Source organism: Aeromonas sp. ASNIH5 (genome assembly GCF_002902865.1).
In the GTDB taxonomy this organism is placed as follows: Bacteria; Pseudomonadota; Gammaproteobacteria; order Enterobacterales; family Aeromonadaceae; genus Aeromonas; species Aeromonas caviae.
The window spans coordinates 2,628,959-2,654,274 of sequence record NZ_CP026122.1 but is presented as its reverse complement, the minus strand read 5'-3'; the positions used below and the strand labels follow the sequence as shown (position 1 = coordinate 2,654,274).

The 25,316-nt window shown below is 64.0% G+C and carries 24 protein-coding genes and 1 pseudogene; 9 read left to right on the top strand and 16 right to left on the bottom strand.

The window, feature by feature from the left end:
- Positions 1-9 precede the first annotated feature (9 nt).
- Positions 10-903 carry a LysR family transcriptional regulator gene (locus C2U30_RS12305; protein WP_103243848.1) on the bottom strand — a complete coding sequence of 298 codons (894 nt, stop codon included), beginning with the start codon at positions 901-903 and terminating at the stop codon, positions 10-12.
- A gap of 167 nt (positions 904-1,070) precedes the next feature.
- Between C2U30_RS12305 and C2U30_RS12300 the strand changes: the two genes are divergently transcribed.
- Positions 1,071-2,189, top strand: coding sequence for an agmatine deiminase family protein (locus C2U30_RS12300; protein WP_103243847.1), 1,119 nt, complete (start codon positions 1,071-1,073; stop codon positions 2,187-2,189).
- Between the two features lie 90 nt (positions 2,190-2,279).
- Here C2U30_RS12300 and C2U30_RS12295 read toward each other — a convergent pair whose 3' ends face one another.
- From C2U30_RS12295 to C2U30_RS12285, 3 genes and pseudogenes are all read right to left on the bottom strand, one after another.
- Entirely contained in the window at positions 2,280-2,984 is a 705-nt protein-coding gene (locus tag C2U30_RS12295; RefSeq protein WP_103243846.1) for an SDR family oxidoreductase, read from the bottom strand.
- A gap of 467 nt (positions 2,985-3,451) precedes the next feature.
- Positions 3,452-4,536 (bottom strand): annotated as a pseudogene (gene ydiK, locus C2U30_RS12290) (AI-2E family transporter YdiK).
- Between the two features lie 9 nt (positions 4,537-4,545).
- Positions 4,546-5,922, bottom strand: coding sequence for a bifunctional NUDIX hydrolase/phosphatase PAP2 family protein (locus C2U30_RS12285; protein ID WP_199767273.1), 1,377 nt, complete (start codon positions 5,920-5,922; stop codon positions 4,546-4,548).
- Positions 5,923-6,094: 172 nt separating this feature from the next.
- On the opposite strand from C2U30_RS12285, the gene C2U30_RS12280 reads away from it, so the two are divergent.
- Entirely contained in the window at positions 6,095-6,472 is a 378-nt protein-coding gene (locus C2U30_RS12280; RefSeq protein ID WP_010675931.1) for a hypothetical protein, read from the top strand.
- Positions 6,473-6,552: 80 nt separating this feature from the next.
- Here the strand turns inward: C2U30_RS12280 and C2U30_RS12275 are convergent, their stop codons facing one another.
- Positions 6,553-7,908, bottom strand: a complete 1,356-nt coding sequence (locus C2U30_RS12275; protein WP_103243844.1) for a hypothetical protein — start codon at positions 7,906-7,908, stop codon at positions 6,553-6,555.
- Between the two features lie 219 nt (positions 7,909-8,127).
- Here C2U30_RS12275 and C2U30_RS12270 point away from each other — a divergent pair, with 219 nt between their 5' ends.
- Positions 8,128-8,445, top strand: coding sequence for a DUF1496 domain-containing protein (locus C2U30_RS12270; RefSeq protein ID WP_039040821.1), 318 nt, complete (start codon positions 8,128-8,130; stop codon positions 8,443-8,445).
- Positions 8,446-9,263: 818 nt separating this feature from the next.
- Here the strand turns inward: C2U30_RS12270 and C2U30_RS12265 are convergent.
- On the bottom strand, positions 9,264-10,712 hold the full coding sequence (locus C2U30_RS12265) for a catalase (protein WP_043155000.1): 1,449 nt from the start codon (positions 10,710-10,712) through the stop codon (positions 9,264-9,266).
- Between the two features lie 159 nt (positions 10,713-10,871).
- Between C2U30_RS12265 and C2U30_RS12260 the strand changes: the two genes are divergently transcribed.
- Together C2U30_RS12260 and C2U30_RS12255 are read left to right on the top strand one after the other, a co-directional pair.
- Complete coding sequence (locus C2U30_RS12260; protein WP_043154997.1) at positions 10,872-11,357, top strand: GNAT family N-acetyltransferase; 486 nt, start codon at positions 10,872-10,874, stop codon at positions 11,355-11,357.
- Complete coding sequence (locus C2U30_RS12255) at positions 11,354-12,211, top strand: AraC family transcriptional regulator (protein WP_042016487.1); 858 nt, start codon at positions 11,354-11,356, stop codon at positions 12,209-12,211. Before C2U30_RS12260 ends, C2U30_RS12255 begins: the two co-directional genes overlap by 4 nt.
- Positions 12,212-12,280: 69 nt before the next feature.
- On the opposite strand, the gene C2U30_RS12250 is transcribed toward C2U30_RS12255, so the two are convergent.
- Together C2U30_RS12250 and C2U30_RS12245 are read right to left on the bottom strand one after the other, a co-directional pair.
- Entirely contained in the window at positions 12,281-13,180 is a 900-nt protein-coding gene (locus C2U30_RS12250) for a DMT family transporter (protein ID WP_043154992.1), read from the bottom strand.
- 109 nt (positions 13,181-13,289) lie between these two features.
- Complete coding sequence (locus tag C2U30_RS12245; protein WP_039040139.1) at positions 13,290-13,730, bottom strand: DUF2214 family protein; 441 nt, start codon at positions 13,728-13,730, stop codon at positions 13,290-13,292.
- 110 nt (positions 13,731-13,840) lie between these two features.
- Between C2U30_RS12245 and C2U30_RS12240 the strand changes: the two genes are divergently transcribed.
- Positions 13,841-15,445 carry a sensor domain-containing diguanylate cyclase gene (locus tag C2U30_RS12240; protein WP_043154989.1) on the top strand — a complete coding sequence of 535 codons (1,605 nt, stop codon included), beginning with the start codon at positions 13,841-13,843 and terminating at the stop codon, positions 15,443-15,445.
- A gap of 23 nt (positions 15,446-15,468) precedes the next feature.
- Here C2U30_RS12240 and C2U30_RS12235 read toward each other — a convergent pair whose 3' ends face one another.
- From C2U30_RS12235 to C2U30_RS12210, 6 genes are all read right to left on the bottom strand, one after another.
- Complete coding sequence (locus C2U30_RS12235) at positions 15,469-16,128, bottom strand: HAD family hydrolase (RefSeq protein ID WP_041214057.1); 660 nt, start codon at positions 16,126-16,128, stop codon at positions 15,469-15,471.
- A gap of 65 nt (positions 16,129-16,193) precedes the next feature.
- On the bottom strand, positions 16,194-17,201 hold the full coding sequence (locus C2U30_RS12230) for an ABC transporter ATP-binding protein (protein WP_103243843.1): 1,008 nt from the start codon (positions 17,199-17,201) through the stop codon (positions 16,194-16,196).
- Positions 17,202-17,207: 6 nt separating this feature from the next.
- Positions 17,208-17,984 (bottom strand): ABC transporter permease, encoded by a 777-nt coding sequence (locus C2U30_RS12225; protein ID WP_039040132.1) that lies wholly within the window; start codon positions 17,982-17,984, stop codon positions 17,208-17,210.
- Positions 17,977-18,873: an ABC transporter permease gene (locus tag C2U30_RS12220; protein ID WP_103243842.1), complete on the bottom strand. Its 897-nt coding sequence runs from the start codon at positions 18,871-18,873 to the stop codon at positions 17,977-17,979. The genes C2U30_RS12225 and C2U30_RS12220 overlap by 8 nt, the downstream gene beginning before the upstream one ends.
- Positions 18,873-19,706 carry an alkaline phosphatase family protein gene (locus C2U30_RS12215; RefSeq protein ID WP_103243841.1) on the bottom strand — a complete coding sequence of 278 codons (834 nt, stop codon included), beginning with the start codon at positions 19,704-19,706 and terminating at the stop codon, positions 18,873-18,875. The genes C2U30_RS12220 and C2U30_RS12215 overlap by 1 nt, the downstream gene beginning before the upstream one ends.
- Positions 19,707-19,716: 10 nt before the next feature.
- The gene (locus C2U30_RS12210; protein WP_103243840.1) at positions 19,717-20,763 is read right to left on the bottom strand and encodes an ABC transporter substrate-binding protein; all 1,047 of its coding nucleotides are present in this window, start codon (positions 20,761-20,763) and stop codon (positions 19,717-19,719) included.
- Positions 20,764-20,946: 183 nt separating this feature from the next.
- Here C2U30_RS12210 and C2U30_RS12205 point away from each other — a divergent pair, with 183 nt between their 5' ends.
- On the top strand, positions 20,947-21,759 hold the full coding sequence (locus C2U30_RS12205; RefSeq protein WP_039040129.1) for a UTRA domain-containing protein: 813 nt from the start codon (positions 20,947-20,949) through the stop codon (positions 21,757-21,759).
- Positions 21,760-21,805: 46 nt separating this feature from the next.
- Here the strand turns inward: C2U30_RS12205 and C2U30_RS12200 are convergent, their stop codons facing one another.
- Both C2U30_RS12200 and C2U30_RS12195 read right to left on the bottom strand, forming a co-directional pair.
- Positions 21,806-22,570 (bottom strand): helix-turn-helix domain-containing protein, encoded by a 765-nt coding sequence (locus C2U30_RS12200; RefSeq protein ID WP_103243839.1) that lies wholly within the window; start codon positions 22,568-22,570, stop codon positions 21,806-21,808.
- Between the two features lie 443 nt (positions 22,571-23,013).
- The gene (locus C2U30_RS12195; protein WP_010675912.1) at positions 23,014-23,928 is read right to left on the bottom strand and encodes a LysR family transcriptional regulator; all 915 of its coding nucleotides are present in this window, start codon (positions 23,926-23,928) and stop codon (positions 23,014-23,016) included.
- Between the two features lie 257 nt (positions 23,929-24,185).
- Between C2U30_RS12195 and C2U30_RS12190 the strand changes: the two genes are divergently transcribed.
- Positions 24,186-24,518 carry a hypothetical protein gene (locus tag C2U30_RS12190; RefSeq protein ID WP_103243838.1) on the top strand — a complete coding sequence of 111 codons (333 nt, stop codon included), beginning with the start codon at positions 24,186-24,188 and terminating at the stop codon, positions 24,516-24,518.
- A 30-nt stretch (positions 24,519-24,548) separates the two neighbouring features.
- Positions 24,549-25,235, top strand: coding sequence for a pirin family protein (locus C2U30_RS12185; protein WP_010675910.1), 687 nt, complete (start codon positions 24,549-24,551; stop codon positions 25,233-25,235).
- Positions 25,236-25,316 lie beyond the last annotated feature (81 nt).

The window sequence follows — 25,316 nt, the reverse complement described above, 5'->3', positions numbered from 1 at the left end:
TGACCGCTCTCAGAGTGTCGCGTCCTGGTCCCGGGTGGCAGCCTCTGCGGCAAACTGCTGCTGGAGCCATTGGCTCACCGCCCGGCACTGGGGGCTGCCTTCGCTCTCCTGATGGATCAGCATGTTCCAGTTCGGCCCGGCCACCCGGTGGGACGAGAGGGGCAGCAGCAACCCCTGTCGGCGTGCGTCGCGAGAGAGCAGCTCGCTCGCCAGCGCCACCCCGAGCCCGGCGCTGGCCGCATCCTGCAACAAGCCGGGATCGGAGAAGTTGAGCCCCTGGGTCTGCAGGTGCAGATCGTCGCCGCCCTTGAGGGTCCAGTGGTGCCAGTCCATCTCCCGCTCCCCGTGCAGGGTGGTGCGCTCCTGCGCGGGCTGTGCCAGCACGGCCGGGCTCGCCACCGGCAGCAGCCGATCCGCCAGCAGCGGCTGATGGCGGCATTCCGCCTGGGGAGCCAGCCCCCAGCGCAGCGAAATGTCGATGGTCTGCTCGGCCATGTTCGGCGTGTCGTCGCTGGTGAACAGCCAGAGATCGATGCCCGGATGCTGACGGTGAAGGTCGGCCAGCCGGGGCAGCAGCCAGAGGCGGGCGATGGCGGTACTGGTGTTGAGCACCAGCTGGTTCGGCTTGCGGTACTGCTCGAGGCGCTGTATTCCCACCGCCAGTTGCAGCAGCACCTGCTGGGTCGTCTCCAGCAGATCCTGGCCCGCGTCGGTCAGGGCGACGGAACGTCCCTGGCGGTGAAACAGGGGCTGGCCAAGCAGCTCCTCCAGCGAGCGGATCTGCTGACTGATGGCAGACTGGGTGAGGTGCAGCTCCTGCGCCGCCTGATGAAAACTGCCGAGTCGGGCCGCCGCCTCAAAGCCTCGCAGCACGTTGAGCGGGGGCCACTGCTTGAACACCATTGATTAGCTCCACTTATCACTTTTACGGAAAATCGATCGTTTGTTCGCCATCCATGCAGCAGATAGTCTATTACTCAGCGTGATTCGATTAACAGCGCTTGTTTTTGATCCCTCTTTTGTTGGGCCAGGACGCTCAGTTTCTAGCCCGTTTTCACAGGAGTCATCTCATGTCATCCCGTCGCCATGTTCTGAAACAGCTGGCCGCCCTCGGCGCCTTGGTCGGGCTGGGTACCCTGCCAAGGGCCCAGGCCGCCGCAACCGTCGCCAGCCCGGCAGCGGCCCGCTTCTACATGCCGGAAGAGTCGACGTTTCAGACCCTGGTCTGGGTTGCCTTTGCCGCCAGCGAGGCCATCTGGGGCAGCGACTATCCGGCGGTGCAGGCCACCATAGGCCGGCTGGTGCAGGCCATGGTGCCCTACACCCGGGTCAACGTGCTCTGCCACGAGGATGACGAGGCGCTGGCGCGCCAGTTGTGCGGCGAGCGCAACACCCACTTCGTCCACGCCGAGATGGATGACATCTGGCTGCGGGATACCGGCGGCGTCTTCGTGCAGGACGAGCAGGGAGGGCTCGGGCTGGTGGACTTCAACTTCAACGGCTGGGGTGACAAGCAGGAGCACAGCCATGACGCCAGGGTCGCCGCCCTGGTGGGCCGGCAGACCGATGCCTATTACCTGCAGAGCGAGCTCATCGGTGAGGGGGGCGGCATCGAGGTGGACGGCAACGGCACCGCCATCATGACCGAGAGCAGCTGGATCAACAGCAACCGCAACCCCGGCCTCACCAAGGCGCAGGTGGAGGCGGAGCTCAAGGCCAACCTGGGGCTGCGCAAGATCATCTGGCTGCCGGGGATCAAGGGCCGCGACATCACGGATGCCCACGTGGACTTCTACGCCCGCTTCGTGCGCCCCGGGGTGGTGGTGATCAACATGGACAACGATCCCGACTCCTACGACTACAAGGTGACCCGCCAGCACCTCGCCATCCTGCAGCAGGCGACGGACGCCGACGGCAACAAGCTGGAGCTGCATCAGCTGCCGCCGCCTCTGGGCGGGCGGGACAACAAGTTCAGCCGCAGCCCGGACTTTGCCGCCGGTTACATCAACTACCTGCCCGTCAACGGCGCCGTCATCGCTCCCCAGTTCGGGGATGCCAGGGCCGACCGCCATTGCCGGGATCTGCTGGCCAGCCTCTATCCGGGGCGCAAGATAGTGCAGATAGACATAGACCCGGTGGCGGCCGGGGGCGGCGGCATCCACTGCATCACCCTCCATCAACCTGCCTGAACTTACGCGCAGGCCGCCTCTGGCGGTGTGACGCAGGACAAGGGGCGCCTCGGCGCCCCTTATCCTTGCTGGCGTTCCATGGCGCCTCGCTCAGATCCCCGTCATGCCGATCTCGTCGAGCTGGACATGAGGGGGTTGGCGCAGGGTGTAGAGCACGGCCTCGGCCAGATCCTCCACCTGCAGCCAGCCGGGCTTGCGATCAGCGGCGCAAGCCGGGGGCGGCACCTGCACCAGTCCGGGACAGAGGGTGTGGACCCGGATGCCCTGGTGTTGCACCTCTTCCCGCAGTGCCCGGGCGAACCCCAGCACCGCAAACTTGGCGGCGCAGTAGACACTGGCCCTGGCATAGCCGTGCCTGGCGGCCTGGGAGGCGATATTGATGACGGTGCCGTGGCGGTTTGCCAGCATGTCCGGCAGGCAGGCCCGGGTCAGCAGGAAGGTGCCCTTGGCACAGGTATCCATCACCCTGTCCCACTCCGATTCCGGCAGGTCCTGCACCAGGTGGTCGCTGCCGACCCCGCTGTTGTTGATCAGCAGATCGATGGGGCCGAGCCGCTCCCGGATCCGGGCATGGCCGTCCCGCACCTGATCGCCGTCGCACACATCCAGCGCCAGTGCCATGACTCGCACCCCGTATCGCGCCTCCAGTCTGGCCGCTTCCTGCTCCAGCAGCCCCCGGCGGCGGGAAGCCAGGATCAGCTCCACCCCCTGGCTGGCCAGGGCCTCGGCGATGGCCAGTCCGATGCCGCTGGCGCCGCCGCTGATGAGGGCCCGTGTTGCTCTCAGTTCGTTCATATTGTGTTCTCCTCCAATGGTGCAGGCATTGTGGCGGGCGCCTTCGGCAGGGAACAGGGGAGGGGAAGGAGTGATTCGAACCCTGGTTCGTGTTTTGGCGTTCCGGTTCGAACTTTGGTTCTAAAGGCCGCGACCGGCACTTGGGTTCTGCGAACAGAGGTCGTCCGTGGGCCCGCAGGTTCGATCAACCGCAAGACGTTATCGTAGGTTCCCGTGGCGCGGGGTCGGCCATTGCCTGACGACGGCCTTTTTCAGGCTATGTCCCGGTGCCTGGGGCCAATCCGCCTTGGTATAAGCAAACATCGGGTCATTCAGGGCAAATCCATCAATATGGCTTATACCGCTGCCGTGGGCGGTGTGGATGGTCAGTGACCCGTCCCACCGGGAGGAAAGTCCTGTTTGCCGCCATCGCCACAAACAGAAGAGCCGCCCTGGGGCGGCTCTTTGCATCGGGGATGAATGAATCGTCACGGCGCCTTGGGCGGCTCCACCAGAGCGGTTACCGGTTGGTCATCTTCCTTGATCCAGGCATCCAGCAGGGTGTAGCCCACCGCCAACACCACGGGGCCGATGAAGAGACCGATGATCCCCAGCGCCAGCAGGCCGCCGATGACCCCCACCAGAATGAGGATCAGCGGCAGGTCGGCCCCGCGCTTGATGAGGAAGGGGCGCAGGAAGTTGTCCATGGTGCCCGCCAGCAGGGACCAGACCAGCAGGAAGGTGCCCCAGGTGGTGTCCCCGCTCCAGTAGAGGTAGCCGACGCTGGCCAGCAGCACCGGGAAGGGGCCTATCTGGGCGACGATCAGCAGGAACATCAGCACCACCAGCACCATGACATAGGGAATGCCGGCGATGAGCAGGCCCAGGCCCGCCACCGAGGACTGCACCAGGGCGGTCACCACCACCCCCATGGCGACGGCACGGATGGCCTGGGAGGCGAGCACCACCGCATTGTCACCGCGCTGGCCCGCCAGACGGTGGGCGAAGCGGCGAATGCCTTCTGCCGCCTTCTCTCCCGAGTGGTAGAGCAGGCCGCAGATGGCCACGGTCAGCAGGAAGTGGACGAACAGCAGGCCGAGGTTGCCCGCCTGGGCCGCCAGCCAGCGGGCGGTCTGGCCGAAGTAGGGAGCCAGCTTGGTGAACAGCACCTGGCCGCCGCTCGCGAGGATCTGCTGCCAGAAGTCGTAGAGCTTGTCGCCCACCAGGGGTACTTGCTGCAACCAGAGCAGCTCGGGGGCGGGGATTGGCTGAGCTCGGTGCCCAGCTCGATGAGCATGGGGGCCTTCTCCGCCACGTTGGCCAGCGTCATGAAGAGGGGAATGACGAAGATGAGCAGCAAGATGCTGGTCATCAGCAACGCCGCCAGGGTGCGTTTGCCCCACAGCAGGCGCTGGGCCATCTGCATCAGGGGCCAGGTGGCGATGGTGATCATGGTCGACCACACCAGGGCGGGCAGGAAGGGGCGCAAGACCATGAAGCACGAGATGATGAGCAGGCTGAGGAACAGCAAACCCAGGGTGATCTTGGCCAAATCCACTTTTTTCATATTCATGGCATTCCCTTAACGAGGGGTTGAGCGCCCGGTTCGGGCACCGTGACGGATAGCGGACAACGACCACCAGAGCCCGGCGCTGAGCCAGAACCCCAGGCAGCCAAAGAGCCACCCTTGTCCCGCGAGGATCAGCAGAGAGCTGCTGGTGAGCGCGGGCACCAGGAACAGGAGCCCTGCCACGACCAGTCCCCCTGCCAGGGTCAGCAGCGCGGCGGGCAGGGCGGGGGTGGGGCTCCGTTCGAGTGATAGCAGATTACCCGATACCAGCCCCAGGGTGAACATGGCAAGCCCGGCCAGGGCGGTGGACTGGGTGAGCCAGGCCGAGAGGGCGCTGGCGATGAGCAGCCCGGCCCAGGGGAACGGGCGTGCCGCCAGCTTCGCCAGCGGGGCGCGCAGTGCCAGCAGCAGGGTCCCCAGAGCAAGGCCGGCCACCACATCCGAGAGGAAGTGGACCCCCAGCCAGACCCGGGCCAGCCCGGCCACGCCGGCCAGCAACAGGGCCAGCAGGGCCCCCTGCCAGGCCCGCAGCGCCGGCAGCCAGCCAAGCAGCAGGCCCCAGTAGAGCAGGGTCGAGGCGGCGTGGCCGCTCGGCATGCCGAAGCCCTGGGCACTCTGGCGGGCCAGCTCGGGTTGCAGGTGGAAGGGCCTGGGCCAGCCGATGCCCGCCTTGAGCAGGTTCACCACCAGGGTGAGCAGCACCATGGCAAACAGCAGGTGGCGCAGCCTGGACCAGCCGAGCAGGGGCAGCAGCAAGGGCAGCAGCGCCAGCTGGAAGGGGGCCGAGCCCAGCAGATTGCCCGCCCTTGGCCAGAGCGCATCCGCCCCGAGCCATTGTTGCAGGCGCTGGATCAGCGGCAACTCGGCGCGGTGCAGCGCACTGGCCGCGTCGCTGAAATCCGTCACCCACAGCACCTGGCTCTCTGGCACCTCGGCCAGCCCCGGGGCTATCCAGTCGAGCTGCGCCGGGAAGCGACGCTGGTCAGGGGGCAGGTCGGCGGCCGCGATCAGCCTGGCGTTCAGGATCTCGCCACCGAGATCCGGGGCCTGGAGCAGGGAGACAAACCCCGTCCCCCGCTGGACCCGCAGGGGCTCCAGGGTCTGGCAGGCGAACACCCTGGCCCGTTGCCAGCGCCCCAGCTCGCCGGTGACGCGACCCTGCAGGCCGGTCTCCTCGAACAGCTCGCGCAGGGCCGCCTGCTCCGGGGTCTCCCCCCTGTCGATGTAACCGCCGCTCAGGCTGTAGCGCGAGGAGAGCCTGTCCTGCACCAGCAGGATCCCTTGCTGGTGGCGGATCACGCAGGCGGCCGCAGAGGGAGGGGATTCGGCGCGGGAGGTGGGCAGGGCACCGCCCAGCAACAGCAGCAGGCAGAAGACGACTCGAAACATGATGACACCCAGGGGCAAGGAGTGGGGACAAGGGTCACAGAAATCAGACGGCCGGGCAATGGCTTGCAGGGGGCACCGACCCTGTGGGGGACGCAAGGATTGCCGTCTGCGCGGGCAGTCCCTAGTATTGGCGGCTATTGTTCTTCTCATTCACTACATTGTGGGGCTCTTCATGCGACAGTTCGGTTTCTTTCTGGGGATTGCCATCGGCGTCATCCTGATACTGTTTGGCAGCATCGTCATCTTCCAGGCCCTGCCTGCTGCGCTGGACGTGCTGGAGATGCCGAGCCGGATCCCCTTCGTGCGCGAGGTGTACACCTGGCTGATGAGCAGCGCCAACGGGCTAACCGCCCAGCTGGAGCAGAACTTCCTGGAGGCCTTCCAGACGGTGCTCAAGCTGATCCTGCTCATCACCTTCATGTGGGTCTGCGTCAAGCTGGTCAACATGGGGGTGCTGATCATCCGGGCCGGCGTCGACCTTATCCGCACCGCCATCGAGCACAGCGAAGAGAAGGGTGCCAAGCCCACCGAGCAGGACCGCCATTTCTGATCTTCCCCTGCCACGGGTCAGATAAACAACAGGCCATCATGTGATGGCCTGTTTTTATGGTGGCATGACGCTTAAATAAGTCAGTTAAGCAGTTTTTCCAGCTCTGCTTCGGCATCCGCCCTGGCCTGATCGCTCAGGGTGCCGGAGGTCGCTTCCCGCTTCTCGCCCTGTTGCTGCACCGCCTTTTCGGCTTGCTGCTGTGCACTGGTCACGGTACTGATGGTTTCGGCGCTGCTGGCGGCCTGCTTGGCGCTGTCGCTCACTGCCTTGGCGGCTTGCTGCTGCGCCGTGGTGGCGGCACGGATGGTCGCTGCGCTGCTGACGGCTTGCTTGGCGCTGTCGCTCGCCGCCTTGGTGGCTTGTTGCTGCGCTGTGGTTGCGGCACTGCTGGCGGCCTGCTTGGCGCTGTCGCTCACCGCCTTGGTCGCTTGCTGCTGCGCCGTGGTGGCGGCACTGATGGTCGCTGCGCTGCTGACGGCCTGCTTGGCGCTGTCACTCACCGCCTTGGTCGCTTGCTGCTGCGCTGTGGTGGCGGCACTGATGGTGGCTGCGCTGCTGGCGGCCTGTTTGGCGCTGTCGCTCACCGCCTTGGTCGCTTGCTGCTGCGCCGTGGTTGCGGCACTGCTGGCAGCTTGCTTGGCGCTGTCGCTCACTGCCTTGGCGGCTTGTTGCTGCGCCGTGGTGGCGGCACTGATGGTCGCTGCGCTGCTGGTGGCCTGCTTGGCGGTGTCACTCACCGCCTTGGCGGCTTGCTGCTGCGCCGTGGTGGCGGCACTGCTGGCGGCCTGTTTGGCCGAGTCGCTCGCCGCCTTGGTCGCTTGTTGCTGCGCCGTGGTTGCGGCACTGCCGATCACCTGTCTGGTGGAGTCGGACAGGGCCTTGCTGGCGTTCTGTTGCAGGCCCCCCATCATGGTGCCCAGCAGAGAACTGCCAGCGCCCGTGAGCCCCTGACCGGCACCGGTCAGGGCCGTGGCGGCCGGGGTGGCCTGGGACTGCCAGCCCTGCATGGCGCTGGGCCAGGTCGGGGTGGCGGCCGTCAGGTTTTCCCCGAAGACCTGGGTCGCCCCGTCACCTTTTTGCACCATGACGGCTAGCTGGTTGGTGTCGGCGTTCCAGACCATGCCGGCCTGCTTGGCTACGTCCGGCACGGGGGCGTAGCGGGAGACCACGTAAAAGAGCGGCCCCTCCTGTTGCAGCTCGTCGGCGGTCTTGAGCAGCTGCATGGTGCTCTCGTAGTTGGGCCCCAGCATGGCGGTCATTCTGTCCTTGATCAGCGGCTGCTCGAACAGGTTGGCCTCGTTCGGATCGAAACCGACCAGCGGCTTGAGCAGGGCCCACATCAGCTGGCTGGTGGGGCTCATCATCAGCAGGGGGGCGACACAGGCGGACAACATCAGGCTCAGGCAGGCAGCCTTGAGCAACGGCATGATACGCATTGACAACATATCCAGTTAATTATCTGATTATTAAGGGTTATTCATTACCGCATCCCGGCGATGCCGGTGGGGGCCCACGGCAGAACCCTGACAGGCCTTTGCGGGCGCAGGCAGGCTATCATATTGCTTCCGGAATGCCAGATGGGCCGACATTTATTGGTCAAGTCGAGGGCTCTGCTGGTCGCTTTACACTTTCACACCCCCGTGACAGGAATTCCCATGATCCGTTGTGCAGGTTGTCTGCTGGCCCTTGGCTGGCTCTTCCCCGCGTTGGCCGCCCCGGCGTCCAACACCCTCAGCCACTCGGTGGGCACCGAGCTGGTGCTGCCCCTTGGTTCGCTGCCCGAGCGGGTGTGCTGGTATCAGGATCAGAAATACTCCCAGGGGGCCCGTATCCAGCAGGGGGAGCTCTGGCTGGAGTGTGCGCCGCAACAGGCGATGGAGACCAATGGTCCCCTGATCTGGCGAGAGGTGACGACGCCGTCACAGAGTGGTGAACCGGAGGGCAATCAGCGGACGATCCGGGTGGGCCAGTGAGCCTTTTCTTGATCCAGCTACAGACACGGGCGTGATCTCTATCGCATAATGCGGCTCTTTCTTCTCTTGACTGGGATCTAAGCAATGGCTCGTCGCTCTTCCAATGCACAACGTCGTCGCAGTAGCTGGTGGTACAAACGCTTGTTGGCAAGGGAGCGGGAAGAGCGCGAAGCGCGTTCCGTCCGGGATTGATACTGCATTGAACAACGGAGCCTCGGGCTCCGTTTTTATTGGTGACTAAAAGTGCATTACCACAGACAGGTTTATTACCACAGGTGGACAATGGTGCCGCTCTGTCAGTGCACAACGTCGTTGCCGTCGTGAACTGGCGGTACAAACCCTTGTTGGCAAGGGAGGGAAGCGCGCGAGGGCGCAGCGGCCGGGATGGATAGGGCATGGAAGAACGGAGCCTCGGGCTCCGTTTTTATGGGTGACTAAACGTGCATTACCACAGACAGGTTTATTACCACAGGTGGATAATGATGCCGCTCTGCCAGTGCACAACGTCGTTGCCGCCGTGAGCTGGCGGTACAAACCCTTGTTGGCAAGGGGACGGGAAGCGCGCGAGGGCGCAGTGTCCGGGATGGATACGGCATTGAAGAACGGAGCCTCGGGCTCCGTTTTTATTGGTGACTAAAAGTGCATTACCACAGACAGGTTTATTACCACAGGTGGATAATGGTGCCGCTCTGCCAGTGCACAACGTCGTTGCCGCCGTGAGCTGGCGGTACAACCCCTTCATTCAGCAAAGACCGTCATGCGAGAACGGGGGCCATCAGGCCCCCGTTTTGCTTTTGCAGAGGTTGGCTGCCTGCGACTCAGCGTTGCAGGGCGGCCAGGGCCAGCTCGACCCGTTTGGCGTACTCGGGGTCGGCCTGCTCGAAGTGCCTGAGCTGGGCCGCGACGATGGCGTCATCCTCCACATTGATGAGGGAGCGGGCCAGGTTGGCGGCGAGGCGGGCACGCTGCCCCTCGTCCATCAGGCGGAAGAGATCCCCCGGCTGGCTGTAGTAGTCGCTGTCGTAGTCACGAAAATCGTAGTGCAGGGCAGCCCCTTCCAGACTCAGGGCCGGTTCGTGCTGCTCGCTCGGCTGCTGGGTGCCGAAGCGGTTTGGCTGGTAGTTGGGGCTGGCGCCACCGTTGCTGTCGGCCCGCATGGCGCCGTCGCGGTGGGCACCGTGGTGGAACGGGCAGCGCGGGGCGTTGACCGGCAGCAGGCCGTGGTTGACGCCGAGGCGATAGCGCTGGGTGTCACCGTAGGAGAAGAGCCGCCCCTGCAACATGCGATCCGGCGAGAAGCCGATGCCGGGCACCACGTTGGCCGGGGTGAAGGCGGCCTGCTCCACGTGGGCGAAGTAGTTGTCCGGGTTCTGGTTGAGCTCCAGCACGCCCACCGGGATGAGCGGGTAGTCCTTGTGGGGCCACACCTTGGTGAGGTCGAACGGGTGGATCGAGTAGGTCTGGGCCTCGGCCTCTGGCATCACCTGCACATAGACCTTCCAGCGCGGGAAGTCCCCCCGCTCGATGGCGTTGAACAGATCTGCCTGGCTGGTCTCTCTGTCCTGACCGACGGCGGTGGCCGCCTCTTCATCGGTGTAGAAGCTGTGGCCCTGCTCGGTCTTGAAGTGGAACTTGACCCAGAAGCGCTCGTTCGCGTCGTTGATGAAGCTGAAGGTGTGGCTGCCGTAGCCGTTCATCTCCCGCAGGCTCCTGGGGATGCCGCGATCGCTGAACAGTATGGTGACCTGGTGCAGGGATTCCGGATGGCGGGACCAGAAATCCCAGGCGGCGGTGGCGCTGCGCAGGTTGGTGCGGGGATCCCGCTTCTGGGTGTGGATGAAGTCGGGGAATTTCAGGGGATCGCGAATGAAGAACACCGGGGTGTTGTTGCCCACCAGATCCCAGTTGCCCTGCTCGGTGTAGAACTTGAGGGCGAAGCCGCGCACGTCGCGTTCGGCGTCGGCGGCCCCCTTCTCGCCGGCCACGGTGGAGAAGCGCAGGAACACCGGGGTCTGCTTGCCGACGGCGTTGAACAGGTCGGCCTTGCTGAAGGCGCTGATGTCGTGGGTCACGGTGAAGGTGCCGTAGGCGCCCGAGCCCTTGGCGTGCACCACCCGCTCGGGAATGCGCTCGCGGTCGAAGTGGGCGAGTTTCTCCATCAACCAGATGTCCTGCATCAGGACGGGGCCGCGGGGGCCGGCGGTGAGGCTGTTGTTGTTGTCGACGACGGGGGCGCCGTTGGCGCTGCGCAGGGTCTTGTCGGTCATGGATGTCTCTCCTTGTTGATAGGGGGTCAGCCTACGGATCTGCACAGTGACGGGCCAATGGGCCTTTCCTAGCCCTTTGATAGGTAAGACGAATGGGTGCGGGGGGATGTGTAATGGCGCCGGATATTGCATGATGGGGGTTTCGAGAAGGAGCCTCATATGCAGATTACTATCCGTCATGCCGAACCCACCGATGCCCCCGCCTTGCGGGATCTCTACGCCCTGCCTAATGCTCAGGCGGGCACTCTGCACCTGCCCACGCCTCCCCTTAGCCAGTGGCAGAAGCGGTTGGAGAACAATGATGTGGTCGCCTTGGTGGCGGAGGTAGATGGGGGGCTGGTGGGCCAGATAGCATTGCATGTGGAGCCCAATCCCAGACGCAAACATGTGGCAGGTATTGGCATGGGGGTGCGTGATGACTGGGCTGGCAAGGGGGTTGGCTCCGCACTGATGGCTGCGGCACTGGATCTGGCCGATAACTGGCTCAACCTGCATCGGATTGAACTGACGGTTTTCGTCGATAACGAAGCTGCGTTGGCGCTTTATCGCAAGTTCGGCTTTGTGGAAGAGGGGCGGGCCCGCGACTATGCCTTCCGGCAGGGGCGCTATGTGGATGTGTTCTATATGGCCAGGGTGCGCCGATGATCGACTATCGCGAGCGCCTGACGCCGGTGCTGCGGGCACTGGAGCAGGATCCGGATCTCTCCATCGAGGCGCTGGCGAGTCGCGCCTGCCTCTCCCTCTACCATTTCCACCGGGTGTTCACCGCCGTGGTGGGGGAAGCCCCTGGCGAGATGTGCCGCCGCCTGCGGATGCAGCGGGCGGCCTGGCAGCTCTGCTACACCGATGCCAGCGTCACCGCCATCGCTCTGGGGGCGGGGCTTGGCAGCTCCCAGGCCTTCGCCAAGGCGTTTCGCCGCCACTATGGCTGCACCCCGGGGGCGTTTCGCCGCGACAAGGGCAAGAACGGACACCTGGATCGCAAGGAAGGACACGCATGGCAAGGGGCACTCCCTTATGCTGAAGGCCACTCATCAGCAAGGAGCAACACCATGAACACCGTCGAGATGGACGCCCGCACCCTGGCCTATATCCGCGTGACCGGCCCCTATGGCGAAGGGTATGACGCCGTCTGCCATCGCCTTCACCAGTGGGCCGCGCCCCGCGGCCTGGAAGGGGGAGAGTGGATCTTCATCTACCACGACAACCCCGAGGTGACGCCGCCGGCCCAGTGCCGCACCGACATCGGCATCAGCGTGCCGGTGGGCACCCTGGGGGCGGGGGAGGTGGAAATTCAGCTCATCCCCGCCGGGCGCTACGCCCAGTCCCGCTATCTCATCACGGATCGCAGCCAGTACGGGGAGCGCTGGCAGGAGCACATTGGCGATATCGTCGCGGCCGGGCTCGCCTTTGGGGACGGCCCCTGCTTCGAGCTCTATCACAGCGTGAGCAATGACCCCCTGCGCGATGACGTGAGCTTCTGCTCCAGCGTGCGCTAGGCAGGCGGCAATAAAACGAGGCGCCCAAGGGCGCCTCGTTCAATTTGGGGTCAATGACCACCGCAGATATCAGGGCTGGCTGGGCACCTTGTCCCGGCGGGACTTCCACCACCAGCGCAGGCGGATCTGGGAGATGAGCATCCCCGCCAGCATCAGGGCACAGCCGACCACGGCCCGTTCGTCCAGATGTTCCCCCAGCAGCAAGACACCGCCGATGGCGGCGAACACCGTCTCCAGGCTGAGGATGATGGCGGCATGGGCCGGATGGGCACCGCGCTGCCCCACCACCTGCAGGGTATAGCCGATGCCGACCGAGACCAGACCGGCGTAGAGCAGCGCCTGCCAGCCCGCGACGGCACCACTCGCCGTCGGTGTCTCGATGACGAAGGCCGTGGCCAGGCTGAGCAGACCGCACACCACGAACTGCACCCCGGCAAGACGAATGGGGGCGACCCGGTTAGAGTAGTGATCCAGCACCAGCAGGTGCACGGCCCAGAACAGGGCTCCGATCACTTGCAGCAGATCGCCGTAGCCGATGGTGAACTCCTCGGTGACGCTGAGGTAGTAGAGCCCGGCCATGGCGATGAGGGCGCCTACCCAGGTGTTGGCCCCGGTCTTGTGGCGCAGGGCCAGGCCGATGACGGGGACCAGGATGATGTAGAGGCCGGTGATGAAGCCCGCCTTGGCGGCCGTGGTGTAGAGCAGCCCCACCTGTTGCAGGGAGGCGGCGGAGAAGAGCACGGTGCCGGCGATGAGGCCCCCGGTCAGCAGCAGGCGGTGATCACCGGCAGGCTGGGGCGGCTGGCGTGACTTGAGCCACCACAAGAGCGGCAGCAGGGAGAGGGCGCCCAGCAGGAAGCGCAGGCCGTTGAAGGTGAAGGGCCCCATGTGATCCATCCCCAGACGCTGGGCGACGAAGCCCAGCCCCCAGATGGCGGCGGCCATCAATAACATCATGTTTGAACGCATACGGAATCATCCCTGAGAAAGAGTCTCGGCGGCACTCGGGCCCCGCCATTACGATACCTGCGAGAAGGGGCGTTTGTCGTCAGCCATTTGTTGCCGGGCGAGGGCAGGATCAGCGGCTGGCCAGCTTGGCGAGCAGGGGCAGCAGGGCGAGCAGCAGCAGGTTGCCCCTAAGGATCCAGATCACCCAGAACTGCTGCTGGGTGGAGACAAGGGGAGCCCGTCCCTGGCGCAAGGAGCGGCGCCAGTGGTGGAACAGCCGGCTGGGATAGCCAAAGCTGATGGCCATGGCGAAGAACATCAGCAGCTTGGTGCGGTAACCCGGATTGGCAAGCAGGATGGCCGGTGGCTGGGGATGGGCGACCACCAGCAGCACGCCCGTGATGAAGATGAGCAGCAGGGCCAGGGCGGCCAGGCTGTCAGCCAGCAGCAGCTTGCGCACCTGCTCGATGGACATGCCGCGCCGGAACAGGAAATACTCCGAGGTGATGGCACCGGTCAGGGTGATCACGGCGCAGTAATGGAGGGCAGTCAGCAGTTCCGGTTTCAACATCCAGGCCAGTTCCTTCTCGTTGGCCACCCGATGCGCTTCCCTTTGGACGCCATCAGGTGGGGCTGATATTCTGACACTACACGATGTCAGGGGATAGCATGGAGTCAGGGTTGGATAAGCGAGCAGTCTCCAAAAAGACCTGGTCCCTGGTGGCACGGATGCGCCTGGGCCTGCTTCTGCTCTTCATTCCCGTCCTGATGCTGGGCGCCATCTACTACTTGCACATGGAGCGCAGCCTGCAGCGAGAGCTGCAACAGCGCCTGCTCGCCACCAATCACCAGTTGCGCCACGTCTTCATCGAGCCCTACCTGAACGAGATGGAGCGTCAGTTCTCCCTCATCTACGACCAGGTCAAGGTGGAGGACATCAGCGGCCCCCGTCTGCGCAACACCGACTCCTATCTCAGGGAGTGGCGCCTCTACAAGGGGGTGATGGCGGATCTCATCTACATCTATGTGGGCACCGCCGAGCGCCAGATGCTGATCTACCCCGAATGGCAGGCGGATGCGGACTTCGATCCCAGGGTGCGCCCCTGGTATCAGCTGGCCAGCCAGCATGTGGGCAAGATGGTCTGGACCGAACCCTACTACGACTACACCAACGGCACGCTGGTGATCGCCCTGGCGCGGGCCATCACCGACAAGGAGGGCAAGGTGCGGGGGGTCTTCGCGGTGGATGCCATCCTGGCCCCCTTCTCCGCACAGCTGAACCGGCAGTGGAACAGCGGCTACCAGATGATCGTCAACCAGTCGGGCAAGGTGCTGGCCCACCCCGATCCCTCACAACTGCTCAAGCCCATGACACACCCGACCTGGCTCTCCCGCTTCAGCGGGGAGGACGGCATCTTCCTGGATCAGGCGTCTCGCCAGTTCGTGGCCTACAGCCGCCTGCCTGACCACAACTGGGTGCTGATCAGCGTGTTGCCCGCCTCCAGCATCCAGGCGGTGGTGGCGAGCGCCTCCCTCAACGTGCTCGGGACCATCGTGCTGGCCAGCGTGCTCTACATGGTGCTGGCACTGATCTGGTCCCGTTATTTCAGGCGGATGCTGGACGAGATCTCCACCGTGATCCGGGCCAGCCGGACCCAGCCTGACGAGGTGCACCAGGGGGGGATGCGCGAGCTCAGGCACGTCTATGCCGAGCTGGCGGAGGTGAGCAAGGATTATCACGAGGTGCGCCAGCAGGCGAACCTCGACAAGCTGACCGGCCTTTACAACCGGCGCTTCTTCGACGAGCGGTTGAATCGGCTGCTGCTCGATCAGGACAGCTTCTGCCTGGCCATGATCGATCTGGACGGTTTCAAGCGGATCAATGACACCTATGGTCACCAGACCGGGGACGTGGTGCTCAAGCGGGTGGCCAGCTTTGGCGCCAAGCTGCTGGGGGATCATGGCTGGGTATGCCGCTATGGCGGGGAAGAGCTGGTGGTGCTGTTCGCCAATCCGGATATCCACTTCTGCCAGATGCTGCTGGAGCAGTACAGGATTGGGGTGGCCTCTCTGCACTGGCGTGAACCCGGTCTTGGGATCACCTTCAGCGGCGGCCTGGTGGCGAGTGCCCCCGGGCTTGGGGCCAGGAGCCTGCTGACCATGGTCGATGCCGAGGTCTATCGCGCCAAGGGTGACGGCAAGAATCGCATCTACATGGTGGATCCCCTGGCTCCCCGGGACGACTCGCCCTCAGGGGATGGCATGTTGAGCAAAGAAGAGGCCTGAGGGCCTCTTCTGTATTGCGCGGATCAAGGGTGCAACTGCCAGGTCCAGAGGGGCCAGCCCAGCTCCTCGGCGCACTGGCGCAGGGCGGGGGCCGGATTGACCGCATGGGGATGGCTCACCGCCCGCAGCATGGGCAGATCGTTGTGGGAGTCGCTGTAGCCAAAGCTCCCCTGCCAGAGGTGTTCCTTTCCGGCAAAGAGCTGGTTGATGCGGGCCACCTTGCCTTCGCGAAAACTCAGGGTGCCGCGGGTCTGGCCGGTCAACATGCCGGCTTCCTCGTCGAGCAGGATGGCCACGCAGTGATCCATTCCCAGCATCTGCGCCATGGGGGCCACCAGATGCTCGCCGGAGGCGGAGATGAGCACCAGCTCGTCGCCACGCTGGCGATGCCACTCGATGCGGGCCAGCCCCTCAGGGTAGAGGCGCTCCCGCAGCACCTGTTCGGCAAAGCGGGTGCAGAGGGAGTCGAGCCACTGGCGCGTCCTGCCTGCCAGCGGTTGCAGGGTGAAGGCCATGTACTGGTGCATGTCCATCTTGCCCTGGTGGTAGAGGGACATCATGGCCTGCTCCTCGGCCACCATGCCCGCCGGGGCCAGCTCCTGGGCCACCATGTACTCCAGCCAGAGGCTGGCGGAATCCCCCGCTATCAGGGTCTCGTCCAGATCAAACAGTGCCAGGGCCATGGCTGCTCCTCGGGTTGGCTGCCAGCATCGGGGTACTGGCTGAAAAATGAATGGGATTCATGACGTTATGCTACCTCACAGAGTTGATCCCGGGCCACCACCAGGGTCACGGCGCTGCCCACCGGCAGCAGATCGCCGGCACGGCGGTTGAGGCAATCCACCGTCAACAGCCCCGCCTCGCACTCCACCTGATAGCGGATGACGTTGCCGAGCAGCTGCTGCTGGCGAACGATGCCGGGTAGGCTGGGCTCGTGGCTGACCGCCCCTGCGGGCAGCAGGGTGATGGACTCCGGCCGCAGCGCCAGCTTGCCGCGAAAGCGCGGGCCGAACAGGGATTTGGCCTGCTCGCCACCCAGCAGGTTGTAGTTGCCGATAAAGCCCGCCACGAACTCACTGGCGGGACGGGTATAGATCTGCTCCGGCGTGCCGCTCTGCACGATGGAGCCTTTGTTCATCAGGAAGATCCGATCCGACAGGGTCAGCGCCTCCTCCTGATCGTGGGTCACGAAGATGGTGGTGAGCTCGAGGCGCTGCTGGATCGCGCGGATCTGCTGGCGCAGGCTGCGGCGGATGCGGGCATCCAGCGCCGAGAGCGGCTCATCCAGCAGCAGGATCCGGGGTTGCACCACCAACGCCCGGGCCAGCGCCACCCGCTGGCGCTGGCCGCCGGAGAGTTCGGCTGGATAGCGGCGCTCGAAGCCGGTCAGCTCCACCAGCTCTAGCGCCTCCTGTACGCTGGCGGCGAGATCCCGCCCCGGCTGGGGCTTCATCTTGAGGCCGAAGGCGACGTTGTCCCACACCGTCATGTTGGGAAACAGCGCATAGCTCTGGAACACCATGCCGATGCCCCGCTTCTGGGGTTCTTGCCAGGTGATGTCCTCACCGGCCACCCGCACCTGACCGCCATCCACCGGGGTGAGCCCTGCCAGGGCCCGCAGCAGGGTGGATTTGCCGCAGCCGGAGGGGCCGAGCAGGGTCACCAGCTCCCCCTTGCGGACGCCGAATTCAATCCCCTCGAACACCTTGGTGTCGCCGTAGGATTTGTGCAGTTGATTCACTTCTAGATGGAACATGTTGATTCACCGATGAAATCTGTTAGCTGCCCAGGTGAGCAGCAGGGTCAGCAGGAAGTAGCTCATCACCAGTGCGCTGGTGAAGTGGCCCGAGGTGGCGCGCATGTTGTAGAGGTAGACCTGCAGGGTCTCGTAACGGGTGCCCACCAGCATGTTGGCAAACACGAACTCCCCGAGCAGGAAGGAGAGGGAGAGAAACAGCGCCGCCAGCAGTCCCTTGCGCAAGCAGGGGATCACCACCAGCAGGAAGGCGCGGGCACTGCTGGCCCCCAGCAGGTGAGCGGCATCCATCAGATCTTTCAGCGGCACCCCTTGCAGGCTGTTGGCCAGCGCCCGGTACATGAAGGGGAGCACCACGGTGAACCAGGTGCCGATCAGGATCCAGGGGGTGCCGATGATGGGCAGGACGCCGTCGGCGTAGATCTGCAGCAGCCCCACCGAAGAGACCACCGGCGGCACCGCGAAGGGGAGCAGGATCAAGAGGTTCATCCAGGGATCCAGTCTGGGGAAGTAGTAGGCCACCACCAGTACGGTGGGCACCAGCACCAGCGTCCCCAGCAGCAGGGTGGCGAAGCAGACCAGGAGGCTGCGGCCAAAGGCCGCCAGAAAGCGCGGGTCGCCCCAGAGTTTGAGATACCAGTCGAGGGTAAAGCCGTCCGGCAGCAGGGTCGCCCCCCAGCGGGTGGAGATGGAGTAGAGAAAGGTGGCCAGCAGCGGCAGCAGCAGGGTGGCGACCAGCGCCCCCAGCACCCATCTGGGCCAGCGCGGCGTCAAATCATGCATGGGATTGCCCCTTGTTCACATAGCTCTTTTTCAGCAACCACTGGTTGGCGGCCGTCACCACCCCCAGCAGTACCATCAGGATCACCGCCAGCGCCGCCGCGAGATTCGGCTCGAGGAAGATGTCGCCGGAGACCAGACTGGCCACCCGGATGGTCACCAGATTGAAGTTGCCGGTGGTGAGAGCGTAGGCAGAGGCATAGGCCCCCACCGCGTTGGCAAACAGGATGATCAGGGTGCCGAGCAGCGCAGGCGTCAGCACCGGCAGCGCCACGTGCCACACATACTGGCCCTTGCTGGCGCCGAGCAGGGCGGCGGCCTGGGGCCACTCCTCCTGCAAGGCGTCGAATGCCGGGTAGAGCAGCAGCAGGGCGAGGGGGATCTGGAAGTAGGTGTAAATCAGGATAAGGCCGCTGCCCGAATAGAGGTTGAAGCCGTCGATGAGGCCCCAGGATTTGAGCAACAGGGTCACTGCACCATTGATGCCGAGCACGATGATGAAGGCGAACGCCAGCGGCACGCCGCTGAAGTTGCCGGTCATGGTGACGAAGGCCAGCAGCACCCGCTTGACCCGCTCGCCACAGTGGCGCAGCGCCGCGGCCCCGAGGGTGCCGATGGCGAGCCCCGCCAGGCTGGCGATGCCGGCGATGCGCAACGAGTTGCCGAAGGATTGCAGATAGAAGGGGGAGCTCAAAATCTCCCGGTAGTGGTCGAGACCCCAGCCATCGGGGGTCTGGACGCTGCCCACCAGCACCCACACCATGGGGGCGAGCTGGAACAGGATCATCAATAGGACAAAGGGCAGCAGCACCAGGGCCGGCAGCCAGTGGCGGCGCACCCGGCGTGGCTTCACCTGTTGATCCGCGAGGATCTCGGTGGTGGCAGGCATCATCAGTGCACCTCGCGCATAAAGGCCGCCTTGAGCAGCGGTGGCGCTGCCGGCTTGTCGTGGGAAACCCCCAGCAGATCCGCCATCAGGGCGCAGAGCTGGGTCTGGGCAATCGCCACCCCATCCGGCCAGCGCTCGATAAAGGCATCGCCAAACAGCCAGAGCGGCACGGTGCGCTCTTCAGGCAGGGTGCCGCCGTGGCTCAGGTCGTTGTTCATGCCGTGATCCGAGGTGATCACCACCTGATATCCCTCCGCCAGCCACTGGGGCAGCAGGTCGGCCAGCAGGCTGTCCATGCGGCGCGCCTGATTGCGGTACTGGCGGGAATCGAGACCGAACTGGTGGCCCGCATCGTCCACCCCCATGGGGTGGATCAGCAGAAAATCGGGGTCGTACTGGCTGCGCAGCCACTCGCCGTCCATCAGCAGGTGGCTGTCGGGGTAGGCGTCATCCCAGTAGAAGCAGCCGTGCTGGATGGGCAGTTGCTCGTCATGGGTGAAGCGATCGCGGGCCGCCAGCCAGGGGCTCTGGTTATAAAGCTCGCTCACCCAGTGGTAGGCCGCCGCTGCGGTGCGTTTGCCCGCGGCCCTGGCCAGATGGAAGATGGCGTCGTGTTGGCTCAGGCGCGTCACCCCGTTGTGGGTAATACCGCTCGCCACCGGCGGCACGCCGGTCAGGATGCACTCGTAGAGAGGGCGGGAGAGGGAGGGCAGGGCGGCACTCAGGGTCGTATAGAGGCCGCGCTCTGCCTCCACCATGCCACAGAGGTAGCCCATGCAATGGGCTACCTCTGCTGCCAGGCCATCCACAAGTACCACTATCACCTTGTGTTGCACTGGCCACTCCTTACTGCATGTTGATCATGACGGTTTCCTGCCACTGGCGCGGCAGGGCCTTGGAGCTCTGCTCCCAGGCGGCGTGATCCTGCACCGGCTTGGCGTTGGCATACTGCTCGGCCGGCAGCAGCTTGGCCTTGACGTCATCCGGCAGGGTCACGTTGCTGCGAATGGGGCGGGCGTAGCCACGGGCCAGGTTGATTTGACCTGCATCGGAGAGGATGTATTCCCGCGCCAGCTTGGCGGCGTTGGGGTTCTTGGCCCACTTGTTGATGATGGTGGTGTAGCCGGCGATGACGGAGCCGTCGCTCGGGATCACCACATCAAACCTCTTGGGGTCGATCTGGTCGCGGTAGTTGAGGGCGTTGAAGTCCCACAGCACCCCCACTTCCACTTCGCCTTTCTCGATGTTGGCGATGGTCGGGTCGTTCAGCGACAGACGGCCCTGCTTGGCCAGCTTGCCGAACAGATCCAGGGCGGGTTTCAGATTCTTCTCGCTGCCGCCGGTGGCATAGGCCGCCGCCAGCACGCCGTTGTTGGCCTGGGAGGCGACGCCCACGTCACCCAGGGTCACCTTGTAGTCGCCACCCAGCAGGGATTGCCAGCTGGTGGGGGCGGCCTTGACCAGATCCTTGTTGATCAGGAAGGCGATGGTGCCGGTATAGGCCAGCATCCAGTGGCCGTCCGCATCCTTGGCCCAGTTCGGAATGTCGGCCCAGGTGGAGGGCTTGTAGGGCTGGGTGACCCCCTGCTTGACCGCGACCGGGCCGAAGGCACCGCCCACGTCGCCGATGTCGGCGGTGGCATTGGCCTTCTCGGCGGCGAACTTGGCGATCTCCTGGGCGGAGCTCATGTCGGTATCCTGATGCTTGATGCCGTAGATGCTGCCGAGCTGCTGCCAGGTATCCTTCCAGTTGGCCCAGCTGTCCGGCATGCCGACGCTCTGGAGCTGGCCTTCACCGCGGGCGGCTTTTTCGATATCCGCGATGTTCTCGGCGGCAAACAGCGGTTGACTGATGGCCACCAGGGCCAGTGCACTTGCGATCACGCTTTTCATCATCCCATCCCTCTGGACTAGGTCAGTTAAGGTTCGAGAGGGATGCTAGAGGGGAAATATGACGGTGGCGGGGCGCTTTGATGGCAGTTTCGTGACAATCGCCCTGTCATGGCGCTGTCATCAGGGGCGGTTACAACTCGGGGTCGACAACCTCTGGTCTACTCCAGTGGTGTGCAAACCCGAATGACCGACAGGGACGTGACAGTGACAGAGCGATTGAGTGAACAGGGGATGGCCGATGGCCGCACACCCTCCAAGTGCGAACAGATTTGCCGGACCCTGCGCCGCTATATCGGCAGCGGACACCTGGCGGCGGGGCAGCAGCTGCCCGCCGAACGGGCCCTGAGCGAGCGCTTCGCCACCACCCGCATCACCATCAAGGAGGCGCTCTCCAGCCTCGAGGCGGACGGCCTCATCTACCGGGCCGAGCGGCGTGGCTGGTTCGTGGCGCCGCCCCGCCTCACCTACGATCCCGCCATCCACACCCACTTTCACCAGTGGATTGGCGAGCAGCAGCGCACCGCCGAGACCCGGGTGCTGGCTCATGGCAACCAGCTTGCCAGCAGCGAGTTGTGCCGCTGGATGGGTCTGGAACCCTTTACACCGCTCTACGAGATCCGCCGCCAGCGGCTGATCGACGGTCGCCCGGTGCTCCACGTCAGCCATCACCTGCTGGCGAGCCGCTTCCCCGGCATCGCCAGCGCTCCTCTGGCCAGCTCCCTCACCGAGCTCTACCGGCAGCGCTATGGCATAGGCCAAGGCTGGGCGAGCCTCGAGATCACCCCGTCGGCGGCCCGGGGAGAGATAGCCCGCGCCCTCAACCTGGCACAGGGGAGCGCCGTGCTGCGGTTGGTGCGGGTCAATCATGACGAGGAGGGGAAGCTGGTGGATTGCGACATCGAGCACTGGCGACCAGACGCCATCCGCATCTGCCTGGATACCCGGGCACTGCAACCGCTCGCCACCGGTGCGCGGCAGGTGCAACTGGCAGAGTAGCGGCGTTCTGGCGCTGACATGGCGGATCCCGCAGGATCCACCGGGATCAGTTGTCGATGTTGGGAATCAAATCGTCGAAGCTCTGGTAGCCGCAGTCGGCCAGTTGCAGCGACATGGTGTAGGTCTTGCTGCCCTCCCGCTGGCCGATGGCGGGGCGGTTGAGCTTGAGCTCCTGATGCCAGTACTCCTTCATGCGATCGATCAGCGCCATGGCCTCGCTCTCCCCCAGATGGAGCTGGCACAGGGCCATGTAGTTGTTGGGCCTGTGCATGTTCTCCACCAGATAGTCCCCCAGCACCGACATGGCCTGGCGCGCCTGCTGGCGAGCGAAACGGCTGTGCTGCTCGAAGCTGATGCGCTCGCTGATGAGGAAGTGGTAGCTGTTGTCGATGCCAAGCTGCAGGATGCCGAGCTTCTCCAGCTTGCGCAGATAGAGGTAGCAGGAGGCATCGGTCAGGCCGTAATCCCGCTTGAGATCGATGAGGGTCTTGTCGCGCCAGAAGATGTTGGCGAGGAAGGCATAGAGCCCAGGCTCCTTGTGAAACGCCTCATCCTGCTCCTGGGTAAAGACGGCCCGGCGGCTCTGGGCATCCTGGGTCCGGTCCAGCAGCTCTTCGAAGGAGAGTCCCACCAGATGGCAGATCTCCAGCAGGGTGTCGAACGGCAGGGAGGGCTTGTTCATCATGCGCTTCACGGTGGCGATGGAAACCCCCATGGCTTCTGCCAGGGTCTGATAGCGGATCCCCTTGTCGGTCAGGGTTTTCTTCAGGGTGTCGAGGATGTGATTGGCCAGTGTCTGGCTGTAGGTCATGCAACTATTCCTTTATCTGCATTTTTAGTCGTGTCAGAAATTGAGTGGTTTGTCTGTATCGGGCTCAAATTTTGACACCTAGAAAAACCAGAGGAGGGTAACCCGGTGATAATGGCGGAAATGGCCTGACCAGTTGTGGTGCAAGGTGGCAGAAAATGACACTCGGTGGTGCATATCCTTCAACCTTTCAACATTTTGCTGGTGATGCATATTACATCGCACATAATTCAACACGAATCGGATTCAATACCTTCCTGGTTGAGAAAACGATTGTTTGCTTCCAATTTAAGGGTTTTTTTAACCGCAAGGTTTTATTCTTTCCTGGCATTGAGCGGAACTCGCAAGAGGTCCGCTTTTTTTCTTTTCTCCGAATCTGAGCCCGTCGTCAAGAATGGGGCACAGTTTTGGTACTTCCTGCGCCACCGACCCCGGAAGGCAGTCCTTTATTCCCCCTGACCGGCAAACAGCTTGGGGATCTCCCGCACCAGCCAGCTCTTGGCCTTGCCCATGGTGTCTCGCCGCCAGGCCAGCACGACCTGGATCTGGTGGCGATATTCGGGACTGATCACCTTGAGTCTGCCCGCCTTGATGTCCTCTTCAATCCAGCGTTGTGGCATGGTGCCGATGCCGAGCCCCGCCAGCAGGGCGTCCCGCTTCTCCCCCATGGTGCTGACGGTCAGGCGCGGCTGCTTGTCGAGCAGGCGGTAGGTGAGCACGGGCTTGCGCAGCGCCGTGTCGGCCACCGCGATGGCGCGATAGCGGCGCAGGGTCTCGTCCGCCAGGGGCTCGGGTTCCTGATGCAGGGGGTGATCGGGGTGGGCGACGTAGAGCATCACCTCCTCCCTGAGCACCTGGTGCTTGATGCCGGTCATGGCGATATCGGCATTGAGAGAGGAGATGAGCAGGTCGGCGCGGCCATCTTCCAGGCACTCCCAACTGCCCGCCAGCACCTCGGCGCGAAACCTCAGCCGGGTATCGGTCTGTTCGGCCAGCCGATCCACCAGGGGGTAGAGAGCCTGTACCGGCATCAAGGCATCGACGGCGATGGTGATGTCGGTCTCCCAGCCACGGGAGAGGGCCCGGGTCTCCCCCACCAGGTGTTCGGCCGCCTCCAGCAGCACCCGGCCCCGCTCCAGCAGCATGCGGCCCGCCGGGGTGAACTTGGTCCTGTGGCCGCTGCGGTCGAACAGCATGGCGTCCAGCTCGTCTTCCAGCTTTTGTACCGTGTAGCTCAGCGCCGAAGGCACCTTGCCCAGCTCGTCGGCCGCCGCCGCGAAGCTGCCACGACGGTCGATGGCGTCCAGCACCCGGATCGCCTCCAGGGTCAGCGCCCGCTCCTTGTTCGATTCCTTGGCCATATCCAACCTTCAATTTTTTTGAATGTGTTTACCAGATTATCTCGCTAACAACTTAGGGGAAGTCACTTTAATATTCAATCAACGCTTAGGCAGGAACGCCTGGCAGCCAAATAAAAGGTAGTTCCGGGCTGAGACATCCCCAAACACGATGTCTGATGTCAGCAAAAGAACAACATAGTATTTGAATGATCTCTTGCATGGATGCATTGATTCGGGCCCAAGGGGCCTTGGCAATGACATAAAACCCAAGAGAGTGAATGAACATGAAAAACGCAATCAAGATGCTGGCCGTTGCAGGCCTGATGACCGCAGGTGCCGCCCAGGCTGCCGTTCCCGCTGACTTCAATGCCGCCCCGGGCGTGCTGTTCGTCAACTGGAGCGCCACCGCCGCGATGGACGGCAAGGCCAACCCCATGCTGGAGGTGCGCGACGAGTCCGGTGATCTGCTGGCTTCCGTCCACGCCAACCTGATGGGCACCCAGCAGGTCGCCATCCCGAGCCGCACCCAGGGCAACCTGACGGTGAGCCTGGGCAACGAAAGCAGCAGCTACCGTATCCCCTTCGGTCTGGGTGACGGTCGCCAGCGTTAATGAACCAACTTGGTCAGTGAGGAGCACACCATGATGAAATTGAGAGCCGCAGAAGCACGGGGCAAGGCCAACTTTGGCTGGCTGGATGCCCGTCACAGCTTCTCCTTCGGTCACTACTATGACCCGGAATGGATGGGACACTCTGCCCTGCGGGTCATCAATCAGGATCGGGTGGCGCCGGGTGGCGGTTTCGCGACCCACCCTCACGCCAACATGGAGATCCTCACCTGCGTGCTGCAAGGCACCATAGAGCACAAGGACAGCCTCGGCCACGCCGAGCAGATCCCGGCGGGGGATTTCCAGCTGATGAGCGCAGGGTCCGGCATCCGGCACAGCGAGTACAACCCCTCGCAGACCGAGCCGCTCTCCCTGTTGCAAATCTGGATCGAGCCGAATGAACACGGCACGACCCCGGGTTATCAGCAGAAGAAGATTGAAAACAAGCCCGGGATGACGCTGGTGGCGTCACCGGACGGCGAGGCGGGATCCTTCAGGATCCGCCAGCAGGCCCGCGTATGGCGGCTGCAGCTTGCCGAAGGGGAGACCCTCGAGTGGGCATTGCAAGGGCGTCATGGTTACCTGCACATGATTTCAGGGGAGCTGACCGGCAACGGTCTGGCTGCCCGACCCGGCGACGGGCTGCTCAGCCGCGACGAGTCGAGCTGGGTGCTCACCGCCTCCAGGGGGAGTGAAGCCCTGCTGTTTGACCTGCCTTGATAGAAAAATCTTGGCGAAATGAATGAGTTAACAATTAGCTTTTACACTGTAAATACCATGATGGTAAGCAAAGGAATATGA